The following is a 21242-nucleotide window of genomic DNA, read 5'->3' as shown; positions in this document are numbered from 1 at the left end:
GTCGCTCCGGTGCTTGGGGGAAAACAGAGCGGTGATTGTACCGGGTGGGGGCGCATCCACGCATGGCGTGGATCTACCGCGCCGCTTCGGTAGTGCCGGCCGCTGGCCGGCAACCTCATGAACGTCGGAAGCACCGCGAAGTTGCCGGCCAGCGGCCGGCACTACCGGGTTCGCGTTACTGGCGGCGTACCGACTGCACGACCGACAGGCGCCGCAGGCGGCGCATCACTTCGGCCAGGTGGTTGCGGTCGCGTACCTGGATGTTGAACGCCAGCACGGCGGCGTTGAAGTCGCGGTCCAGGTAGTCCACGCGCTCGATGTTGGAGTGGCTCTGGGCGATGGCGGCGGCCAGCTGCGCCAGCACGCCGGTGCCGTTCTCCACTTCCACCACCAGCGAGGTGTCGTAGTCGCCGGACACAGTGGTGTCCCAGCCGATCGGCACCCAGCGCTCGGGCGACTTGCGCAGCTCGGCCAGGTTCGGGCAGTCCATGCGGTGCACCACGATGCCCTTGCCGGCGGTGTGGTAGCCCATGATCTCGTCGCCGGGAATCGGCTGGCAGCAGCCGGCGAAGGTGACCACGCCACGCTCGCTGCCGTTGATCAGGATCTTTTCCTGCGAATGGTGGCGCGAATGCGGACCGCCACGCAGTTCGGCGTAGGCCATCAGTGCCTGCGCGGCCTGGGTCGGCATCCAGTTGCCCAGCGCGACCTCGGCCAGCAGGGCTTCCAGGCGCGGGAAGCGGTGTTCGGTGAGGAACGCATCCAGGCGTCCCTTCGGCAGCCGCTCCAGCGAGGAATCCATCGCTTCCAGCGCGCGGTCCAGCATGCGGTGACCCAGCTGCACGGCGTCCTCGTGTTCCAGCTGCTTGAGCTGGTGGCGGATGGCGGTGCGTGCCTTGCTGGTGACCACGAATTCCAGCCACTGCGGTTTCGGCGTGGCCGAGCGTGCGGTGATGATCTCCACCGACTGGCCCGACACCAGCTTGGTGCGCAGCGGCACCAGTTTCTTGTCCACGCGCGAGGCCACGGCCATGTTGCCGACGTCGGTATGCACGGCGTAGGCGAAATCGAGCGCGGTGGAGTTGCGCGGCAGGGCCAGGATCTTGCCCTTCGGGGTGAACAGGTAGACCTCGTCCGGGAACAGGTCGACCTTGACGTTGTCGAGGAACTCCAGCGAAGAACCGGCGGCGCGCTGCGAATCGATCAGCTCGACGATCCAGGCGTGCGCGCGGCTCTGCGCGCTGTTGGGCGAGTCGCCGCCGAACTTGTAGGTCCAGTGCGCGGCCACGCCGCGTTCGGCGATCAGGTCCATTTCCTCGGTACGGATCTGCACTTCGATCGGCGAGCCGTACGGCCCGAACAGTACGGTGTGCAGCGACTGGTAACCGTTGGCCTTGGGAATGGCGATGAAGTCGCGGAAACGGCCATCCAGCGGCTTGAAGGTGGCGTGCACCGAACCCAGCGCGTGGTAGCAGCTGGGCACGCTGCGCACGACCAGGCGGAACCCGAACACGTCCATCACCTGGTCGAAGGATTTGTTCTCGTCGCGCATCTTGTTGTAGATGCTCCACGGGGTCTTGATGCGGCTGATCAGCCGATGCTCGATACCCTCCTTGGCCAGGCGCTGCGACAGCTGCACTTCCACCTGCGCCATCGCCTCGCGGCGCACCACCGGCTGGCTGCGGATGTGCTTTTCGATGATGGCGTGGCGCCACGGATACAGCGCCTTGAAGCCCAGGTTCTGCAGCTCGCTCTTGACCAGGCTCATGCCCAGGCGCTGGGCGATGGGCGCGTAGATCTCCAGCGTCTCGCGGGCGATGCGGCCACGCGCTTCGCGGCTCTGTGCACCCAGCGTGCGCATGTTGTGCAGGCGGTCGGCCAGCTTGATCATGATCACGCGCAGGTCGCGCGACATCGCCAGCAGCATCTTGCGGAAGCTTTCGGCGGCCGCTTCCTGGCGGTCGCGGAACTTCAGCTTGTCCAGCTTGGTCACGCCGTCGACCAGCTCGGCCACGGCTTCGCCGAACTCGGCAGCCAGTGCCTCACGGGTCAGCGGGGTGTCTTCGATGGTGTCGTGCAGGATCGCGGCGATCAGCGCTTCCACGTCCAGGCCCAGCTCGGCCAGCACCTGCGCCACGGCCACCGGATGGGTGATATAGGGCTCGCCCGACTTGCGCGTCTGCCCAGCGTGCGCGGCGGCGCCGACTTCCCAGGCACGGCGCAGCAGGGGCAGCTGTTCCGGCGGCAGGTAATGGGCGGCGCGTTCAAGCTGGAGGACGTAGTCGGGTACGGCGGCAGCGGGGGCTGCGGCGACCTTGGCAGTGGGGCCTGGGTTCATGCCCGAAGCCTATTCCAGCGCGACGTTTACGGCAAATCCTGAATGCGAAACAGCCCGCACGGGGCGGGCTGCTCGGCGATCCAGCAATGACGTTGATCGATGCGATCAATCGTCGTTCTTGGACATGTCTTCGTCGGCGACCACTTCGGCGGCGGCCCACTCCAGCGCTTCGCGCTCGGCGCGCTCACGCTCGGCCTTCTCGACTTCGTCGATCAGCGCGTTGTCGATCTTGCGGGCGGCGATTTCGCGCAGCGCCAGCACGGTCGGCTTGTCCTCGGTCTCGCTGTTGTCCAGCGTGGCCTGCACGCCGTTGGCGAGCTGGCGGGCACGCTTGGAAGCCATCATGACCAGTTCGAAACGGTTGTTAACGACTTCCAGGCAATCTTCTACGGTGATGCGGGCCATACGGGCTCCCGGCGACCGGTCGGCCGCTCAGTCGAATGAGGGAAAGGGGACGGAGTGTACTGGCAGGGGCTGGACAAAATCAAGCCAACCCCCACCCGATTCTTTTGGAATCAGTCAGTTGCGCCCGGATCGGGGGTCAACAGGGCCTGGATCAGGCCGGCGTGGCGGACCTTCTGGGCCTCCCGGCGCAGGCGGCTGGCGGTGAAGATGGCGCACAGCTCGTCCACCGCGGTGTCGAACACCTCGTTGACGATGACGTAGTCGAACTCGTTGAAGTGCAGCATTTCATCGCGGGCCGCGCCCAGGCGCTGGGCGATGACCGCCTCGCTGTCCTGGCCGCGCTTGCGCATGCGGTCCTGCAGGGCCTGCTTGGACGGCGGCAGGATGAACACGGTGACCGTGCCCGGCACCAGCTGGCGCACCTGCTGCGCGCCCTGCCAGTCGATTTCCAGCAGCACGTCCTGGCCGGCGGCCAGCTGCGGCTCCACCGACTGCCGGGCGGTGCCCTTCCAGTCGCCGTGCACCCAGGCATGCTCGAAGAAGTCGCCGGCGGCGATCATTTCCTCGAACTTTTCCGCAGAGACGAAATGGTAGTGCTGGCCGTTCACTTCACCCGGGCGCATCGCGCGCGAGGTGAAGGAGATCGACAGGGCGATCTGCGGGTCGCGCGCCAGGGTGGCATTGACGATGCTGCTCTTGCCGGCACCGGACGGGGCGGCAACGATGTACAGCGTGCCGCGCGCAACGGCGTCCGACGGCTTCGACGGGGCGCTCATGCGCGGAACCCAACTGGTTGATTTCGCAAAATTTTTCCTCGGTGTTCCAGATCCGGCGCGGAGGATCGCGCCAGGACGGCGGGGGCTGCGCGGAACATCCTGGAACCAGGCCCGGCAGACGCTTCCCCGGGGTGCGGGCACGCAACTTTACCAGAGCGGCCCCTTTCCGCGCCCGTCCTGCGGGCGCCGGCCCTTGTGCCACATGGGCATCCGGGGGCCTGTGCTATAACCGGGCCGTACCTACCGACAGCCGGGTGGTCTGCCTGCCGCCCCGCCATCCAAGGAGAACGGCATGCCCTCGATGAGTCGCCGCCAGTTCCTGAAGGTCACCGGGACAACCCTGGTGGGCTCCAGCCTGGCCCTGATGGGCTTCGCGCCCGGCATCGCGCTCGCGGAGGTCCGGCAATACAAGCTGACCCGCGCGACCGAGACCCGCAACACCTGCACATACTGCTCGGTGGCCTGCGGCATCCTGATGTACAGCCTCGGCGATGGCGCCAAGAACGCCGAGCCGAGCATCTTCCATATCGAGGGCGACCCGGACCATCCGGTGAACCGCGGCACGCTGTGCCCGAAGGGTGCCGGCCTAGCCGACATCATCCACAGCAAATCGCGCCTGCTCTACCCCGAGTACCGCGCACCGGGCTCGAACGAGTGGAAGCGGCTGAGCTGGGACGATGCACTGGACCGCATCGCACGGCTGATGAAGGAAGACCGCGACGCCAACTTCGTGCAGAAGAACGAAGCCGGGCAGACGGTCAACCGCTGGCTGACCACCGGCATGCTGGCGGCCTCGGCCACCAGCAATGAAACCGCGGTACTGACCCACAAGGTCGTCCGCTCCCTCGGCATGCTGGCATTCGACAACCAGGCACGTGTCTGACACGGCCCGACGGTGGCAGGTCTTGCCCCGACGCTAGGCCGTGGTGCGATGACGAATCACTGGGTCGACATCAAGAATGCCGACCTGATCCTGATCATGGGTGGCAATGCCGCCGAGGCGCACCCGTGCGGGTTCAAATGGGTGACCGAGGCCAAGGCACACAACAAGGCACGCCTGATCGTGGTTGATCCGCGCTTCAACCGCTCGGCCGCGGTGGCCGACGTGTACGCGCCGATCCGCACCGGCACCGACATCGTGTTCCTGGGTGGCCTGATCAACTACCTGCTGACCGAGGACCGCATCCAGCACGAGTACGTGCTGAACTACACCGACATGTCGTTCCTGGTGAAGGACGAATTCGCCTTCAAGGACGGCCTGTACTCGGGCTACAACGCCGAGAAGCGCAGCTATGACCGCTCCAGCTGGGACTACGTGTACGGCGATGATGGCTTCGTGCGCAGCGACCCGACGCTGAAGGACCCGCGCTGCGTCTACAACCTGCTCAAGCAGCACTATGCGCGCTACACCGTGGAGATGGTCGAGCGCATCTGCGGTACGCCGGCAGACAGCATCCGCCAGATCTGGGACATGATCGCGTCCACCGCCGGCAAGGACAAGGCGATGACCATCCTGTACGCGCTGGGCTGGACGCAGCACTCCATCGGTGCGCAGAACGTGCGTGCCGGCACCATGGTGCAGCTGCTGCTGGGCAATATCGGCGTGGCCGGTGGCGGCATGAACGCACTGCGCGGGCACTCCAACATCCAGGGCCTGACCGACATCGGCCTGATGTCCGACCTGCTGCCCGGCTACCTGACGTTGCCGAAACAGGATGAGCAGGACTACGACGCGTACATCGCCAAGCGCACGCAGAAGCCGCTGCGCGCCAACCAGATGTCGTTCTGGCAGAACTACCCCAAGTTCCACGTCAGCCTGATGAAGTCGTGGTGGGGTGATGCCGCCACCGCCGACAACAACTGGTGCTTCGACTACCTGCCCAAGCTCGACAAGCCGTACGACATGCTGCAGGCGTACGAGCTGATGAACGAAGGCAAGATCCACGGCTACATCTGCCAGGGCTTCAACCCGCTGGCCTCGGCGCCGAACAAGGGCAAGCTGATCAGCGCATTCTCCAAGCTGAAGTTCATGGTCAGCATGGACCCGCTGGAAACCGAGACCATCGCGTTCTGGCAGAACCACGGTGCGTTGAACGACGTCGATCCCAGCGCGATCCAGACCGAAGTGTTCCGCCTGCCAACCACCTCGTTCGCCGAGGAGAACGGCGCGGTGGTGAATTCCTCGCGCTGGCTGCAATGGCACTGGAAGGGCGCCAATCCGCCGGGCGAAGCGCGCAGCGACATCGAGATCATGTCCGAGCTGTTCCATCGCATCAAGGCGATGTACGAGAAGGACGGCGGCGCCTGGTGGGAGCCCGTGCGCGACCTGGCCTGGAAGTATTCCAACCCCGAGGCACCGACGCCGGAAGAACTGGCGATGGAATACAACGGCAAGGCGCTGGTGGACGTGTTCGATCCGAAGGACCCGACCAAGCTGGTGCGCAAGGCCGGCGAGCAGCTGGCCGCGTTCGGCGACCTGCGCGACGACGGCAGCACGTCCTCCGGCTGCTGGATCTACATCGGCGCCTGGGGCCCGACCGGCAACATGATGGCGCGGCGCGACAACAGCGACCCGACCGGCATCGGCAATACCCTGGGCTGGGCCTGGGCATGGCCGGCCAACCGCCGCGTCATGTACAACCGCGCCTCCTGTGACGTGGCCGGGCAACCGTTCGACCCGCGGCGCACGCTGCTGGCCTGGAACGGCAAGAACTGGGGCAGCGTGGACGTGCCGGACTTCAAGGCCGACGAAGACCCGGCCGGCGGCATGGGCCCGTTCATCATGAACCCGGAAGGCATCGCCCGCTTCTTCGCCAAGGCCGGCATGGCCGAAGGCCCGTTCCCGGAGCACTACGAACCGTTCGATACGCCGCTGCGCAGCAACCCGCTCAGCCCCGGCCAGGTGCAGACGCTGAACAACCCGGCCGCACGCGTATTCGCCAGCGACCGTGCCCAGATCGGCTCGCCGGACGAGTTCCCGCATGTGGCCACCACCTACCGGCTCACCGAGCATTTCCACTTCTGGACCAAGCACGGCAAGCTCAACGCCATCATCCAGCCCGAGCAGTTCGTCGAGATCGGCGCCGCACTGGCCGACGAGCTGGGCATCAACAACGGCAGCCGCGTGCGCGTGAGTTCCAAGCGCGGCCATATCGAAGCCGTGGCAATGGTGACCAAGCGCATCAAGGCCCTGCAGATCGATGGAAAGACCGTGCACCAGGTGGGCATACCGATCCACTGGGGTTTCCTCGGTGCAGCCAAGCCCGGCTACATCGCCAATACGCTGACCAACGCCATCGGTGACGGCAACTCGCAGACGCCCGAATCGAAGTGCATCCTGGTCAAGGTCGAGAAGGTGTAGGAGACACGCCATGTCACTGCAATCGCTGGACATCATCCGCCGCTCGGCCACCACCACGCCTTCACCGGAAGCACGTGGCGCGCATACCGGACAGGTCGCCAAGCTGATCGACGTGAGCAAGTGCATCGGCTGCAAGGCCTGCCAGGTCGCGTGCATGGAGTGGAACGACCTGCGCGACGAAGTCGGCAGCTGCGTCGGCAGCTACGACAATCCGCCGGACCTCAGCGACCAGTCGTGGACGGTGATGAAGTTCCGCGAATACGAGGACGAGAAGGGCAAGCTGGAGTGGCTGATCCGCAAGGAAGGCTGCATGCACTGCAGCGACCCGGGCTGCCTGAAGGCCTGCCCGTCGCCCGGCGCGATCATCCAGTACGCCAACGGCATCGTCGACTTCCAGGAAGAGAACTGCATCGGCTGCGGCTACTGCGTGACCGGCTGCCCGTTCGATGTGCCGCGCATCTCCAAGAAGGACCACAAGGCCTACAAGTGCACGCTGTGCTCGGACCGGGTGGCGGTGGGCCAGGAGCCGGCCTGCGTGAAGACCTGCCCGACCGGCGCGATCACCTTCGGCAGCAAGCAGGCGATGACCGAACATGCCGCCGGCCGCGTCGAAGACCTGAAATCGCGCGGCTACGAGAATGCCGGCCTGTACGACCCGCAGGGCGTCGGTGGCACCCACGTGATGTACGTGCTGCAGCACGTGGACAAGCCCGAGCTGTACGCCGACCTGCCCAAGGACCCGCGGATCAGCCCGATGGTGGAGATCTGGAAGGGCGTGGCCAAGCCCTTGGGCGTGCTGGCGATCGCCGCCACCGCCTTCGCCGGGTTCCTGCATTACATCGGCATCGGCCGCAACACGGTCAATGACGAGGAGGAAGAAGAAGCCGAGCACGAGGCCAAGAAGATCGAAGAGGAGCAGCGGCCATGAAGTACGCACCGCACCCGCGACAGATCATCCGCTACCGCGCGCCGACCCGCATCAACCACTGGATCGTGGCGATCTGCTTCGTACTGACGGCCTTGTCCGGGCTGGCATTGTTCCACCCTGCCCTGTTTCCGCTGACCCAGCTGTTCGGCGGCGGACCGTGGACGCGCATCCTGCACCCGTTCATCGGCCTGGCGATGGTGGTGGGCTTTGCGTTGCTGGCGTTGCGGATGTGGCGCGACAACCTGCCGACCGCCGACGATGGCAAGTGGATGCGCGGCATGCGCGACGTACTGCGCAACGAGGACGAGAAACTGCCGCCCGTGGGCCGCTTCAATGCCGGGCAGAAGCTGCTGTTCTGGGCCATCATCGGATGCCTGTCGGCGCTGCTGCTGACCGGCTTCGTGATCTGGCGGCAGTATTTCAGTCATTTCTTCCCGATCGGGGTGATCCGCTTCTCGGTGCTTGCCCATGCGCTGTTCGGCTGGGTGCTGATCTGCGCGATCGTGGTGCACATCTATGCGGCGATCTGGATCAAGGGGTCGGTGCGGGCGATGACCCAGGGAAAGGTGACCTACGGGTGGGCGTACAAGCACCACCGGCAATGGTTCCGCGACATCCTGCGCGGGCGGCGGGGAGAGGGGTAGCGGCAGGGCCTGCGGCCCTGCACCCGCTTCAAGCCAAGGCAACAGCAACAGCAGTTATCGGTGGGATGGCGGGGCACCGTGGATTTGCGGGGACGCCGTGAACCCGTCCTTGGGGGCTTGGCCGCGGCATCCATGCCGCGGACACCCCGCAAATCCACGGCGCCCCGCCTTCGACAGTTTCCCGCTGCTGTTGGTGGGTGTCGACCTTGGTCGACACGATGAACACGGCAACAACCGATGGGGTCAGATCCGTTTTCCTGTGGAAAACGGATCTGACCCCAACCATTTCAAATGGCCGGCAGCACGCTGGACGCCAGCGCCGACAACGGCGAGGATGGAGCCTGGTTCTTCCGGCTGGCCCTGCATGGCGCAACGCATCCTTGAACCCGGTGAGATCGAGACGCTCGCCTCGCGCGATGTTCCGCGCATCATCTTGCCCGATGTCACTTCCCTGTTCGCCGAGCGCGCGGCGCGGCTACGCAGCCTGGCCGCGCACAGCGCCATCGGCGGCTACCTGCAGCTGCTGGCGGCGTTGGCCGATGCACAGCAGGCAGTGCTGGACGAGCTGACACCGCAGCAGTGCGAGGCGCTGCAAGCGCAGGCGCGCGCGCAGCAATCGAGTGCGGCGGCCAGTGCAGGCATGCCCTTGCGGCCGGCCAATACCCTGCAACTCGATGGCTGCTGGCGCAACTGGCTGCGCACGCTGTGCCAGCACTGTGCCGACGAAGCCGGGCTTCCGGTGGAAACCCGGCAGGAGCTGCAGCGCGTCGCCGCTGCCGACGATGCCTGGCTGGATGCGCAGGCCCATGCCGTGCTGGAGCGTGATGACGCGCCATCGGTGGACGCGGTTGCGGCGCTGCTGGTGATGAACGCACTGCAGGTCTACTGGGCAGTGCTCGCGGCCAGCTTCCGCCCCACCGACCTCAAGCCACTGGCGGATGCGCCGGGGCTGTGCCCGCTGTGTGGCACGCTGCCGGTGGCCAGCGTGGTGCAGGCGCGTCCGCCCTACGCCTCCTATCGCTACCTGTCGTGCTCGCTGTGCGCCTGCCAGTGGCACTACGTGCGCGTGCAGTGCAGCCAGTGTGGTGCCGCCGGCAAGGACATTGCCTATCGCGCCCTGGCCGAGGTGGACGGCGACAGCGGCGAGGCGGTGCGCGAGAGTGCGGTTCGCGCCGAGACCTGCGACCACTGCCACAGCTATCGCAAGATCCTGTATCTGGAGAAAGACCCGTCACTGGAGCCGGTGGCTGATGACCTCGGCACGCTGGCGCTGGATCTGCTGCTGGCCGAGGAAGGCTATGCGCGTGCCAGCCAGAATCCGCTGCTGTGGCAATCCGACAGCGACTGACCGATGGCTGCCATGTCCCCCACCCCGGCATCGGTCGCCGCCCTGCCCTCGCTGGACCGGTTGCTGCACCTGCCTGCACTGGCGGCACTGATCGAACGCCACGGCCGCAGCCGCATCACCCAGCTGCTGCGTTCGCACCTGCAGGGGCTGCGCGACCGTATCGGTGCCGGCCAGCTGTCGACCGCGCAGCTGCAGGAAGCCATCGACGGACCTGCGCTGGCCGCGGCACTCGATGCCGAACTGGCCAGCGACGCACGGCTGGACCTGCAGCCGATGTTCAACCTGACCGGCACCGTGCTGCACACCAACCTCGGGCGCGCCCTGTTGCCCGAGGCCGCGGTGAAGGCAGTGACCCGCGCGATGACCGCGCCGGTCGATCTGGAATTCGACATCTCCCGTGGCCGTCGCGGCGATCGCGATACGCGGGTGCAGGCACTGGTCTGCGAGCTGACCGGCGCCGAAGCCGCCACCGTGGTCAACAACAATGCAGCTGCGGTCCTGCTGCTGCTCAACAGCCTGGCCAATCGCCGTGAGGTGGTGGTGTCGCGCGGCGAGCTGGTGGAGATCGGTGGCGCCTTCCGCATTCCCGATGTGATGCGCAGCGCCGGTGCGCGGCTGCTGGAAGTGGGCACCACCAACCGTACCCATCCCGCCGACTTCACCAATGCCATCGGTGCGCGTACGGCGCTGCTGATGGAGGTGCATGCCAGCAACTACGCGATCACCGGCTTCACTGCCAAGGTCGACACTGCGGCGATGGCGGGCATCGCGCACGAACATGGCCTGCCGTTGGTCGTGGACCTGGGCAGTGGCAGCCTGTGCGACCTGGCGGCCTTCGGGCTGCCGCACGAGCCCACCGTGCAGGAAGCGCTGGCGGCTGGCGCCGATCTGGTTTCGTTCAGTGGCGACAAGCTGCTGGGTGGTCCCCAGGCCGGCATCATCGCCGGCCGCGCCGATCTGATTGCGCGGATCAACCGCAACCCGCTCAAGCGGGCACTGCGCATGGACAAGATGGGACTGGCCGCGCTGGAAGCGGTGCTGGCCCTGTACCGCGAACCGGAGCTGCTGGCACAACGGCTGCCGACCCTGCGTATCCTGTCGCGTACGCACGACGATGCTTCTGCGCAGGCGCAGCGTCTGCTGCCGCCGGTGCGCGCCGGGCTGGCAGCAGACTACAGCGTCGAATGTGCAGCGATGCACAGCCAGATCGGCAGCGGTGCGCAGCCACAGGCCCAGCTGGCCAGTGCCGGGCTGCGCATCACCTGCACGCGCCGCGGCGGGCTGGATCGCCTGGCCAGGCATCTGCGCCAGCTGCCCCAGCCAGTGCTGGGCCGCATCGCCGATGATGCGTTGTGGCTGGACCTGCGCTGCCTGGAACCCGCCGACGAAGCGCGCTTCGTCGACCAGTGGAGCATGCTGCAGGCATGATCGTCGGTACAGCCGGGCATATCGACCATGGCAAGACCAGCGTGGTGCGGGCACTGACCGGCATCGAAACCGATCGCCTGCAGGAAGAGCGTACGCGCGGCATTTCCATCGAACTGGGCTACGCCTATGTTCCGGTGGAAGCCGCGGACGGCGAAGCCCCTGCAACCACGCTGGGCTTCGTTGATGTCCCCGGCCATGAGCGCTTCGTGCACACGATGGTGGCCGGTGCGACGGGCGTCGATGTTGCCCTGCTGGTGATCGCCGCCGACGACGGCGTGATGCCGCAGACCCGTGAGCACCTGGCGATCCTGCAGCTGCTGGGCGTGGACCGCGGTGCGGTGGCCATGACCAAGATCGACCGCGTGGATGCCGCGCGCCTGGCCCGGGTCGAGATCGAGATCGCTGCCCTGCTGGCCGGCACGCCGCTGCAGGATTCCCCTGTATTCACCTGCAACAGCACCGCACCCAACGATGCTGGCATCAACGCACTGCGTGCCCAGCTGCATGCCTGGGCCGCAGCCGATGCCAGCGCGCGCCAGGCCAGACTGCGCGGCGAACTGTTCCGCATGCCGGTGGACCGCGTGTTCTCGCTGGCCGGCCACGGCACGCTGGTGACCGGCGCAGTGCACGGCGGCACCGCCACTGTTGGCGAGCATCTGCAGCTGATGCCAGCCGCCACCGACGTACGCGTGCGAAGCATCCACGCGCAGAACCAGGCCAGCGACCACGCGATGGCCGGGCAACGCTGCGCGTTGAACGTGGCCGCAATCGCCCGCGACGACATCCACCGCGGCGACTGGATCGCCGACCCGCGCGCACTGCTGGCCACCACCCGCGTTGATGTGCGCCTGCGGCTTTCCGCGCTGGCACCACCGCTGCGCGACTGGGCGCCGCTGCATATCCACTGGGGCACGATGCACCGGCAGGCCCATGCAGTGCTGCTGGAAGATCGTGACCACGGCGATGGACAGCTCGTGCAGCTGGTGTTCGACGCGCCGGTCTGCGCGATGTGCGGCGATCGCTTCATTGCCCGCGATTCAGCGGCAACCCGTACGCTGGGCGGCGGTGTGGTACTCGATCCGGATCCGCCACAACGGCGGCGGCGCAGCCCTGCACGCCTGGCGTGGCTGGTGGCGCTGGAACTGCTGGCCACCAGCGCAGATGTTGGCCCGCTGCTTCAGCAGGCGCCCACCGGAGTTTCATTGGCCGCGCTGCAGCGCTACTGCCGGCGCGCCGCCGAACAGATCGATCTTCCTGCAGGCGCGCAGCGCATCGCCACCCGCGACGCCACGGTGGTCATCCTCGCTGCGCACTGGCAGGTGCTGCGCGAACAGGTAGTCGCCTCACTGCGTGGCTGGCATGAACGACGCCCTGACGAACCCGGTGTCGACAGCGGGCGCCTGCAGCGCAGCACCCTGCCTGCGCTGGCAACGAGCCTGTGGAACGCGCTTCTCCAGGAGCTGCTGGACGACGGCAGCGTGCAGCGCGTGGGCGCCTGGTGGCGCCTGCCCGGCCATGACCACGCGCCACCGGAACGCGAGCGCCTGCTGCTCGAACGCGTACTGCCGCAGCTGCATGACGGCGGTTTCGATCCGCCATGGGTGCGCACCCTGGCCGCCGGCTTCGGTCTGGTCGAGGACGAGGTCCGCGCCGCGCTGCGTCGCGCCGCAGCGCGCGGTGAACTGTTCCAGGTAGTACCGGATCTGTTCTATGCGCCGGCCCGCATTGCCGAGCTGGCCGCGATCGTCGCGCAGCTGTCACAGGCCACCGGCACGGTGGATGCGGCCGCTTTCCGCGATGCCATCGGCCTGGGCCGCAAGCGCAGCATCCAGATCTTGGAGTTCTTCAATCGCGTTGGCTACACTCGACGCGTCGGTGACCAGCATCGGCCACGCGGCGACCTGCAGTGGAGCGCAGCCCGCGATTGAGCCCACCGGTACCGCGGTACCTTCGGAAGGCATGCGCATCCGGGCATGCGGCTGGGCTTCAAACCCAGTAGGGGGCGTCGATCGTTCCCTGGTAGGTTCGACTCCTGCTGCCTTCCGCCATTCGTGTTTCCGCAGGAGATGTCGGCATGGCCACGCACGCGCAGTCCCCCGCCCTTTCAACGGCCGATGCCCCGCAACGCCTGACCTCGCTGGCGCATGGCGGCGGCTGCGGCTGCAAGATCGCGCCGGGCGTACTGACGGAACTGCTGCGCGGCGCTCCAGCGCTTCCGGCACCGGCTGAACTGCTGGTCGGCCGCGAGACCAGCGATGACGCAGCGGTGTATCGGCTCGATGATCGCCAGGCGATCGTCGCCACCACCGATTTCTTCATGCCGATTGTCGACGACCCGTTCGACTTCGGCCGCATCGCCGCCACCAATGCGTTGTCGGACCTGTACGCGATGGGCGCACGGCCATTGTTCGCGCTGGCCATCGTCGGCATGCCGATCAACACCCTGCCGCAGGACACCATCCGCGGCATCCTGCAGGGCGGCGAACGTGCCTGCGCCGATGCCGGCATCGTGGTGGCTGGTGGCCACAGCATCGATTCGGTGGAACCCATCTATGGCCTGGCCGCGATCGGCGTGCTCGATCCACAGCGGCTCAAGCGCAATGCCGATGCCCGCACCGGCGATGTGCTGGTGCTGGGCAAGCCATTGGGCGTGGGCGTGTATTCGTCAGCACTGAAAAAAGAAGTGCTGGATGCCGACGGCTACCGGCAGATGATCGAGTCGACCACCCGACTTAACACCGTGGGCGTGCCGCTGGCCGCGCTGGACGGCGTGCATGCGATGACCGACGTGACCGGTTTCGGCCTGCTCGGCCACCTGCTGGAAGTGTGCCGCGCCAGTGGTGTCGCTGCCGAGGTGGACAGTGCACAGGTGCCGCTGCTGCCTCAGGCCCTGCAACTTCTGCAGCGCGGCTGCGTGACCGGCGCGTCCCACCGCAACTGGGCCTCGTATGGCGCCGACGTGCGCTTCGCCGACGGGTTGCCAGCACACTGGCAGCCACTGCTGACCGACCCGCAGACCAGCGGCGGCCTGCTGGTGTCCTGTGCCCCGGAAGCGGTGGATGCGGTGCTGGCCTGTTTCCACGACGCAGGGTTCGGCCAGGCAGCCGTGATCGGCCGCTTGAGCGCTGGAACACCGGGCGTCAGCGTGCGCTGATGCGCGGAAACGACAAGGGCGCCCGAAGGCGCCCTTGTCGTTTCGCTGGGTGCAGCATCACTCGATGTTCTGCACCTGCTCGCGGATCTGGTCGATCAGCACCTTCAGCTCGACCGCGGCATTGGACGTGCGGCTGTCCACCGACTTCGAACCCAGCGTATTGGCTTCGCGGTTGAACTCCTGCAGCAGGAAGTCCAGGCGGCGGCCGACCGGCTCGCGCTGCTTGAGCACGCGGCGGATCTCGACGATGTGGCTGCCGAGGCGGTCCAGTTCTTCATCCACGTCCAGCTTCTGCAGCCACAGCACCAGCTCCTGCTCCGCACGGCCCGGGTCGACCGGGTGCGGCAGGTCAGCCAGGCGTGCGGCCAGCTTGGCGCGCTGGCCGTCGCGAATGGCCGGAATCAGGGTGCGCACTTCGGTGGCGATGCGTTCGATGCCGTCCACCCGCTCGCTGATGGCGGCGGACAGCTTTCCGCCTTCACGCTCGCGGGCCTCGACGAAGCCGTCCAGCACCTGGTCCAGCAGGGCCAGTGCCTCGGCCTGCAGGGCAGCAGCATCGGTGGCCTCGCCACGGGTCACGCCCGGCAGCTGCAGCAGTTCGGTGAAGCTGACCTGCAGGTTGGGGAAATCCGAGGTCAGCCGGTGTGCCAGGCGTCCCAGCTGGCCCAGCAGGGCTTCATCCACCTGCAGGTTGGCCGCCGCTTCCGGCGCGCGCAGGCGCATCACCAGATCCAGCTTGCCGCGGCTCAGGCGCGCGGCGATGCGCTCGCGCAGCTGCGGTTCGAGCGCCCGCAGTTCCTCGGGCAGGCGGGTGCCGACCTCCAGGAAGCGGTGGTTGACCGAGCGCAGCTCGCAGCCCAGCGTGCCCCACGGGGTGACCCGCTCGCCGCCGGCATAGGCGGTCATGCTTCGAATCATGGAATGTGTCCGGTGCGTGCAAAGGGGGAATGGTACCCTAGCGCCCTCACCAGAGCCCCCTTGCCCGCCCCGTGAAGGCCGCGGGCGTGGCGGCGTACTCCCTCGCCATTACGGAACCCGCACCATGTCCGATTCCCGCCCCAGCGGCCGCCAGCCCGACCAGCTCCGCCCGGTCGTCATCCAACGCGGCTTCACCCGCCACGCCGAAGGTTCGGTGCTGGTGTGCTTCGGCGAAACCCGCGTGCTGTGCACCGCCAGTGTCGAGAACCGCGTGCCGGGCTTCCTGCGCGGCAAGGGCGAAGGCTGGGTCACCGCCGAATACGGCATGCTGCCGCGCGCCACCCACACCCGCAGCGACCGTGAAGCGGCCCGCGGCAAGCAGGGCGGCCGCACGCTGGAGATCCAGCGCCTGATCGGCCGCAGCCTGCGTGCCTGCGTAGACCGCAACGCGCTGGGCGAGCGCACCATCACCCTCGACTGCGACGTGCTGCAGGCCGACGGCGGCACCCGCACCGCCGCCATCACCGGCGCCTACGTGGCCCTGGTCGATGCGGTGAACGTGCTGATGAAGCGCGGCGACATCAAGCGCAACCCGATCCTGGGCGCGGTGGCCGCCGTGTCGGTGGGCGTGTACCGCGGCACCCCGGTGCTGGACCTGGACTACGCCGAAGACAGCGACTGCGACACCGACATGAACGTGGTGATGAACGACGGCGGCGGCTTCATCGAGCTGCAGGGCACTGCCGAAGGGCACGCCTTCCGCCGCGATGAACTGGACGCGCTGCTGGGCCTGGCCGAAAAGGGCGTGGGCGAACTGCTGGCCGCACAGCAGGCGGCGCTGTCGGCATGAACCGCCGCATCGCCCTGACCACCCTGGTGGTGGCCGATTACGACGAAGCCATCGCCTGGTACACCGGCAAGCTCGGCTTCGTGCTGCTGGAAGACATCGACCAGGGCCACAAGCGCTGGGTGGTGGTCGGCCCGACCGACGGCAGCGCCGCCGCCCTGCTGCTGGCCCGCGCCAGCAACGAGGAACAGCGCAGCCGCATCGGCAACCAGACCGGTGGCCGCGTCGGCTTCTTCCTCAACACCGACGACTTCCACCGCGACCACGCGGCAATGCTGGCCGCCGGCGTCGAGTTCCTGGAAGCGCCGCGCGAAGAACCCTATGCAACGGTTGCGGTGTTCCGCGATCTGTATGGCAACACCTGGGACCTGCTGGAGCCCCGTCAATGAAGAAACTGGTACTGGCCAGCCACAACGCCGGCAAGCTGGTGGAGATGCAGGAGATCCTTGCCGACCTGCCGCTGCAGATCACCTCGGCCGCCGAACTCGGCCTGGGTGACGTGGAAGAAACCGGCCTGACCTTCGTCGAGAACGCGCTGCTGAAGGCGCGCGCGGCCTGCGAAGCAACCGGCCTGCCGGCGCTGGCCGATGATTCGGGCCTGATCGTCGATGCCCTCGGCGGTGCGCCGGGCCTGTACAGCGCGCGCTATGCCGGCCACCCGACCAACGCGGCGGCCAACAATGCCAAGCTGCTGGACGCGATGGCCGATATTCCCGATGGCCAGCGCAGCGCCCGCTTCTATGCGGTGATCGTGCTGCTGCGCCACGCCACCGACCCGCAGCCGCTGATCTGCGAAGGCCGCTGGGAGGGCCAGATCATCCGCGAGCTGCGCGGCACGAATGGTTTCGGCTACAACCCGGTGTTCCTGGACACCACCCACGGCCTGACCGCCGCGGAAATGGAGCCGGCGCTGAAGAACGCCATCAGCCACCGCGCCCTCGCCCTGCAGCAGCTCAAGCAGCAGCTGGCAACGCTGTACTGACGCCCCACCTGATCGAACCAGGGAAGCCGGCCAGCGGCCGGCACTACCGAAGAAGCCCATGCCGCACGCCCACGACCACTGCAACCACCTGCCCGGCGAAGCCTGCTCCGCTGACCACGACAGCCCACCGCGGCTGGTGCCGCCGCCGCTGTCGCTGTACGTGCACCTGCCGTGGTGCGTGCGCAAATGCCCGTACTGTGATTTCAATTCGCACCAGGCCAAGGGCGAGCTTCCGTTCGATGCCTACATCGACGCGCTGCTGCGCGACCTGGACCAGGACCTGCCGCTGGTCTGGGGCCGGGTGGTGCACAGCGTATTCTTTGGCGGCGGTACACCCAGCCTGTTCCCGCCGGAAGCGATCGACCGCTTCCTGCAGCAGGCCAGCGCGCGCCTGCGCTTCGCGCCCAATGCCGAGATCACCCTGGAAACCAACCCGGGCACCGCCGAGCACGGCCGTTTCGACCGCTACCGCGCGGCCGGCGTGAACCGCCTCAGCTTCGGCATCCAGAGTTTCGACGACGCGATGCTCAAGCGCCTGGGCCGCATCCACGACAGTGGCGAAGCCGAGCGCGCGGTGAAGATGGCGCAGGACGCGGGCTACGACAACTTCAACATCGACCTGATGTACGCGCTGCCGGAACAGACCCTGGCCGGTGCAGAGGCCGACCTGGAGCGCGCCTTCGCGCTGCAGCCGGCGCACATCTCGCATTACCAGCTGACCCTGGAACCGAACACGGTGTTCTTCGCACGGCCGCCGCAGGGCATTCCCGATGAAGACAACGCCTGGGACATGCAGGAACACTGCCAGGCGCTGCTCGCGCAGGCCGGTTTCGGCCAGTACGAAGTCAGCGCCTACGCGCGCCCCGGCCGACAGAGCGCGCACAACCTGAACTACTGGCGCTTCGGCGATTACCTGGGCATCGGTGCCGGTGCGCACGGCAAGATCAGTTCAGGCGCCGAAGAACACGTGCTGCGGCGCTGGAAGCTGAAGCACCCGCAGGCCTACCTGGACAGCGCGGGTACCCCGGCCTCGTTCGGTGGCGACGATGTGATCGCGCCGGAGCGCCTACCGTTCGAGTACATGCTGAACCTGCTGCGCCTGCACGAAGGTTTCAGCCTGCGCGATTTCGAGTCGCGCACCGGTCTGCCGTGCAGCGTGCTGGACGCACCACTGGCCGAGGCCGTACAGCGCGGCTGGCTGCAGCTGGCGGATGGCCATGTGCAGCCGACCGAACTGGGTCGCCGCTTCACCAACGATGTGGTGAGCCTGTTCCTGGAGGATTGATCCTGCCGCCGTGCATGGTCCGGCGGATGCGGTTCACGTTCAGCCTAAAGTAGCGCCGACATCGGCCGACACGGTAGATTCACCAGATCGATCCGCGGGAATCCGGGTACCGCTCGCAGATGTCAGCTGTCTTTTCCCCAACCCCTGCCGACAAAGCCCGCCTGGCTGCAGCCGACCTGCCGCCGCGGGTGCGTGAACTGCTGGGCGCGTTGATCGGCCTCTGCCGGCAGACCCTGGCCGCGCCTCTGATCCTGACCGTTGAAGCGCTGGAACAAGCGCTGCTGCACGACGCGGATCGCGCGCGCAATCCCATGCAGCAGGCGGACCTGATGGCCCAGCGCGGCCAGTTGCACGCCTTCGCCGGCCATTTCCCTGATCGCATGCTCGACGCGGTCGCCGAATCTCTGGCACGCCTGCGTGACCCTGCGGCGGCGGCGCCGGTGCTTTCCACGCCACCACCGCTGCCCGGCATGCTGGGCCTGTCCCTGGTCGCCGAACACGATGTCGATCGCGATCTGCTGCTGACCGAGATGGTGCGGCGTGAAACCCTGCGTTCAACCAACTCGCTGAACCTGCTGGGCCAGCGGTTGGGCGTACTCGCCGCTGCGCCGGCATTCGAGACCGACGCCCTGCCCCTTGCACCGCAGGCCTTGTGTGCAATGGTGCGCAGGCTGGCCGAACAGGACGGCCTCAGCACCGAAGTGCAGTTGGCGCTGTACCGCAGCTTCGAACGCCAGGTACTGGAGCGCCTGGGCGATGTACTCGATCGCGCCAACGCCCTGCTGTCCCAGCAGGGCGTCCTGCCCGGGCTGGTCTACACCCCTTACCTGGCACGTTCGGCAAGCACGCGGCGCATCATCACCCAGTCAGTGGGTGGTGGCCGCGCGACGCAGCCCGCCAAACGTACCGCAGCGCCGCTGACCGGCTGGAACGGGCCGGCTCCCTCCGGCTCGTGGTCGAACCTGCTGCAGGATGCGGTCAGCGACAGTGGTAGCGTCGGCTCGGCCACCCCCGGGCTGACCACCTCCGCCGGCAGCGCCCTGCATGAACTGCTGCAGCAGGCCCGGCAGGCCAGCGCAGCGCCCGCGCAGAGCGTCGCCGTGCCCAGCGCCGCCGTGGATGCCGTACTCGCGCGACTGCAGGCCCAGTCCAGCGCCGCCACCGGCGTTGCCGATCTGCAGGCGGCCGTTGTCGCCCAGCTGCGCAGCGAACATGGCGCACAGGCGCAGCTCGGCAGCCATGACCGTGACAACCTCGACCTGCTGCGCCTGCTGATGCAGCAGGTGCAGCAGCAGCAACGCCCAGACCCGGTGCCGGCGGCCCTGCTGGCACGCCTGCAGGTGCCACTGGCGCGCGCCGCCATGGCTGACCCCGGCTTCTTCGTGCGTGACGAGCACCCCGCCCGCGAACTGCTCAACCAGGTCGCCGAAGCCGGCGCCAGCTGGCTGGGCGATGATGATGTCGATCCGCAGCTGCTGCAGCGCATGGCGCAGAGCGTGCAGGGCCTGCTGGGCCAGGACGTCCGTACCCCGGAAGCCTTCGCCACCGCCAGCGAGGACGTGCAGCAGCACCAGCGTGCGGCAGTTCACCGCGCCGAGCTGGCCGAGCGCCGCCACGTCGAAGCCGCGCGCGGCAAGGAACGCCTGGAACTGGCCCGGCGCCAGGCCAATGCACAGATTGACCAGTGCTGTGATGCGCAGTCACCGCCGCGCTTCGTGCAGACGCTGCTGCGCCAGGCCTGGGCCGATGCCCTCACCCTGACCCGCCTGCGCCACGGCGATGATTCACCGCAATGGCAGGAGCGCCTGCAACAGACCCAGCGCATTGCAGCGGTGACCGCGCAGGCCGTGGATGCCCCCGGTGGCACCGATGCCGCGCTGGCCGCCGATGTGGAAGCCGCGCTGGTGCAGGTGGGCTACCACGCCGAGGAAGCCGCTGCGGTCGCGCGCAGGCTGGCCACGCCCGGCGGCGAGGATGACAGCACCTCGCGTACCGAGCTCAGTGCGCGCCTGAAGGCGCGCGCGCGGCTGGGAGAACAGGCCGGGCCCACCACCACCGCACCGTCCAGCCCGCGCAACGCCGCCGAGGAAGCCGCTTACCAGCAGCTGTCCGCGCTGCCGTTCGGCAGCTGGTTCGACATCGACAATGGCGCTGGCACGCTGCGCCGCCAGCGCCTGTCCTGGTACAGCCTGCTGACCGGCCATGCCCTGTTCGTCAATCCGCGCGGACAGAAGATCGCCGATACCGACCTGGATACGCTGGCCCGGCAGATCAGCGCGGGCCGCGCGCAGCTGGTCACCGAAGACAAGGGGCGGCTGGTTGATCGCGCCTGGCAGGCCAGCCTCGACGCACTGCGTGCACTGGCCGACGGCCACGCCGGGGAGACATCCGCATGAACACCCAACCGCCCCAGGACACCCGCCGCGCGCCACGCCGCCAGGTCTCGGACCTGGTACCGGTCACCGACCAGATGCGCGACTGCGTGGTGGGTCGCCTTGGCAACGTGTCCGAAACCGGCATGCTGATGCTGGCCAGTACGCCATTGCGCGAGGACGCGCTGTACCAGCTGCGTTTCCCATTGCCGATGGGCGACGGCCGCCAGGAGGCCATCGACGTAGGCGTGCACCTGCTGTGGAGCGAGCCTGCGCACGCCCCTGGGCAGAGCTGGACCGGCTTCCGCTTCCTTACCCTGTCGCGCGAACATCGGCAGCTGCTGCGGCAGTGGGTAGGCGAGGACAGCGATGAGGGACCGGTTTCGACGGCCTGAGTGCCGGTTCCGGCACAGCGGTTTTCTGCGGTATGCGGCAGAATCTAGGGCCGTTTTCCGT

The 21242-nt window shown here is 67.6% G+C and carries 17 protein-coding genes and 1 tRNA gene; 14 read left to right on the top strand and 4 right to left on the bottom strand.

Annotated elements, in window-relative coordinates; translation table 11 throughout:
• Positions 1–175: 175 nt before the first annotated feature.
• The 3 genes from AC5P88_RS14300 to gmk form a co-directional block, all read right to left on the bottom strand.
• Entirely contained in the window at positions 176–2338 is a 2163-nt protein-coding gene (locus AC5P88_RS14300) for a RelA/SpoT family protein (protein ID WP_106551287.1), read from the bottom strand.
• A gap of 105 nt (positions 2339–2443) precedes the next feature.
• Positions 2444–2743: a DNA-directed RNA polymerase subunit omega gene (rpoZ, locus tag AC5P88_RS14295; protein ID WP_005410877.1), complete on the bottom strand. Its 300-nt coding sequence runs from the start codon at positions 2741–2743 to the stop codon at positions 2444–2446.
• Between the two features lie 110 nt (positions 2744–2853).
• Positions 2854–3519 carry a guanylate kinase gene (gene gmk, locus AC5P88_RS14290; protein WP_014038334.1) on the bottom strand — a complete coding sequence of 222 codons (666 nt, stop codon included), beginning with the start codon at positions 3517–3519 and terminating at the stop codon, positions 2854–2856.
• Between the two features lie 292 nt (positions 3520–3811).
• On the opposite strand from gmk, the gene fdnG reads away from it, so the two are divergent.
• The 8 genes from fdnG to selD all read left to right on the top strand — a co-directional run bounded on the left by fdnG (position 3812) and on the right by selD (position 14382).
• On the top strand, positions 3812–6880 hold the full coding sequence (gene fdnG / locus AC5P88_RS14285; RefSeq protein ID WP_495225348.1) for a formate dehydrogenase-N subunit alpha: 3069 nt from the start codon (positions 3812–3814) through the stop codon (positions 6878–6880).
• A 10-nt stretch (positions 6881–6890) separates the two neighbouring features.
• Positions 6891–7808 carry a formate dehydrogenase subunit beta gene (fdxH, locus tag AC5P88_RS14280; protein WP_495225347.1) on the top strand — a complete coding sequence of 306 codons (918 nt, stop codon included), beginning with the start codon at positions 6891–6893 and terminating at the stop codon, positions 7806–7808.
• On the top strand, positions 7805–8452 hold the full coding sequence (locus AC5P88_RS14275) for a formate dehydrogenase subunit gamma (protein WP_495225346.1): 648 nt from the start codon (positions 7805–7807) through the stop codon (positions 8450–8452). The genes fdxH and AC5P88_RS14275 overlap by 4 nt, the downstream gene beginning before the upstream one ends.
• A gap of 364 nt (positions 8453–8816) precedes the next feature.
• Positions 8817–9800 (top strand): formate dehydrogenase accessory protein FdhE, encoded by a 984-nt coding sequence (gene fdhE, locus AC5P88_RS14270; protein WP_495225345.1) that lies wholly within the window; start codon positions 8817–8819, stop codon positions 9798–9800.
• Positions 9801–9803: 3 nt separating this feature from the next.
• Positions 9804–11228 (top strand): L-seryl-tRNA(Sec) selenium transferase, encoded by a 1425-nt coding sequence (gene selA, locus AC5P88_RS14265; protein WP_495225344.1) that lies wholly within the window; start codon positions 9804–9806, stop codon positions 11226–11228.
• Positions 11225–13156: a selenocysteine-specific translation elongation factor gene (gene selB / locus AC5P88_RS14260; RefSeq protein ID WP_495225343.1), complete on the top strand. Its 1932-nt coding sequence runs from the start codon at positions 11225–11227 to the stop codon at positions 13154–13156. Before selA ends, selB begins: the two co-directional genes overlap by 4 nt.
• Positions 13157–13180: 24 nt before the next feature.
• Positions 13181–13276: transfer RNA gene (locus AC5P88_RS14255), tRNA-Sec, on the top strand.
• A gap of 26 nt (positions 13277–13302) precedes the next feature.
• Positions 13303–14382 (top strand): selenide, water dikinase SelD, encoded by a 1080-nt coding sequence (gene selD / locus AC5P88_RS14250; protein WP_495225342.1) that lies wholly within the window; start codon positions 13303–13305, stop codon positions 14380–14382.
• Positions 14383–14439: 57 nt separating this feature from the next.
• Here the strand turns inward: selD and AC5P88_RS14245 are convergent, their stop codons facing one another.
• The gene (locus AC5P88_RS14245) at positions 14440–15300 is read right to left on the bottom strand and encodes a YicC/YloC family endoribonuclease (protein ID WP_072168451.1); all 861 of its coding nucleotides are present in this window, start codon (positions 15298–15300) and stop codon (positions 14440–14442) included.
• 124 nt (positions 15301–15424) lie between these two features.
• Here AC5P88_RS14245 and rph point away from each other — a divergent pair, with 124 nt between their 5' ends.
• From rph to AC5P88_RS14215, 6 genes are all read left to right on the top strand, one after another.
• Positions 15425–16150, top strand: a complete 726-nt coding sequence (rph, locus tag AC5P88_RS14240; RefSeq protein WP_005410889.1) for a ribonuclease PH — start codon at positions 15425–15427, stop codon at positions 16148–16150.
• Positions 16147–16536 (top strand): VOC family protein, encoded by a 390-nt coding sequence (locus AC5P88_RS14235; RefSeq protein ID WP_495225341.1) that lies wholly within the window; start codon positions 16147–16149, stop codon positions 16534–16536. Before rph ends, AC5P88_RS14235 begins: the two co-directional genes overlap by 4 nt.
• Complete coding sequence (gene rdgB, locus AC5P88_RS14230; protein ID WP_111113199.1) at positions 16533–17129, top strand: RdgB/HAM1 family non-canonical purine NTP pyrophosphatase; 597 nt, start codon at positions 16533–16535, stop codon at positions 17127–17129. Before AC5P88_RS14235 ends, rdgB begins: the two co-directional genes overlap by 4 nt.
• A gap of 58 nt (positions 17130–17187) precedes the next feature.
• On the top strand, positions 17188–18414 hold the full coding sequence (gene hemW, locus AC5P88_RS14225; RefSeq protein ID WP_495225340.1) for a radical SAM family heme chaperone HemW: 1227 nt from the start codon (positions 17188–17190) through the stop codon (positions 18412–18414).
• 119 nt (positions 18415–18533) lie between these two features.
• A complete protein-coding gene (locus tag AC5P88_RS14220; protein WP_111202677.1) occupies positions 18534–20810 on the top strand; it encodes a DUF1631 family protein in 2277 nt (758 codons plus the stop codon).
• Positions 20807–21181 (top strand): PilZ domain-containing protein, encoded by a 375-nt coding sequence (locus AC5P88_RS14215; protein ID WP_049426705.1) that lies wholly within the window; start codon positions 20807–20809, stop codon positions 21179–21181. Before AC5P88_RS14220 ends, AC5P88_RS14215 begins: the two co-directional genes overlap by 4 nt.
• The last annotated feature ends 61 nt before the right edge of the window (positions 21182–21242 follow it).

Source organism: Stenotrophomonas sp. YJH_SMC_8 (assembly GCF_059371315.1).
The sequence above is the reverse complement of the archived record's forward strand: the minus strand, read 5'-3'. Positions and strand labels throughout refer to the sequence as shown.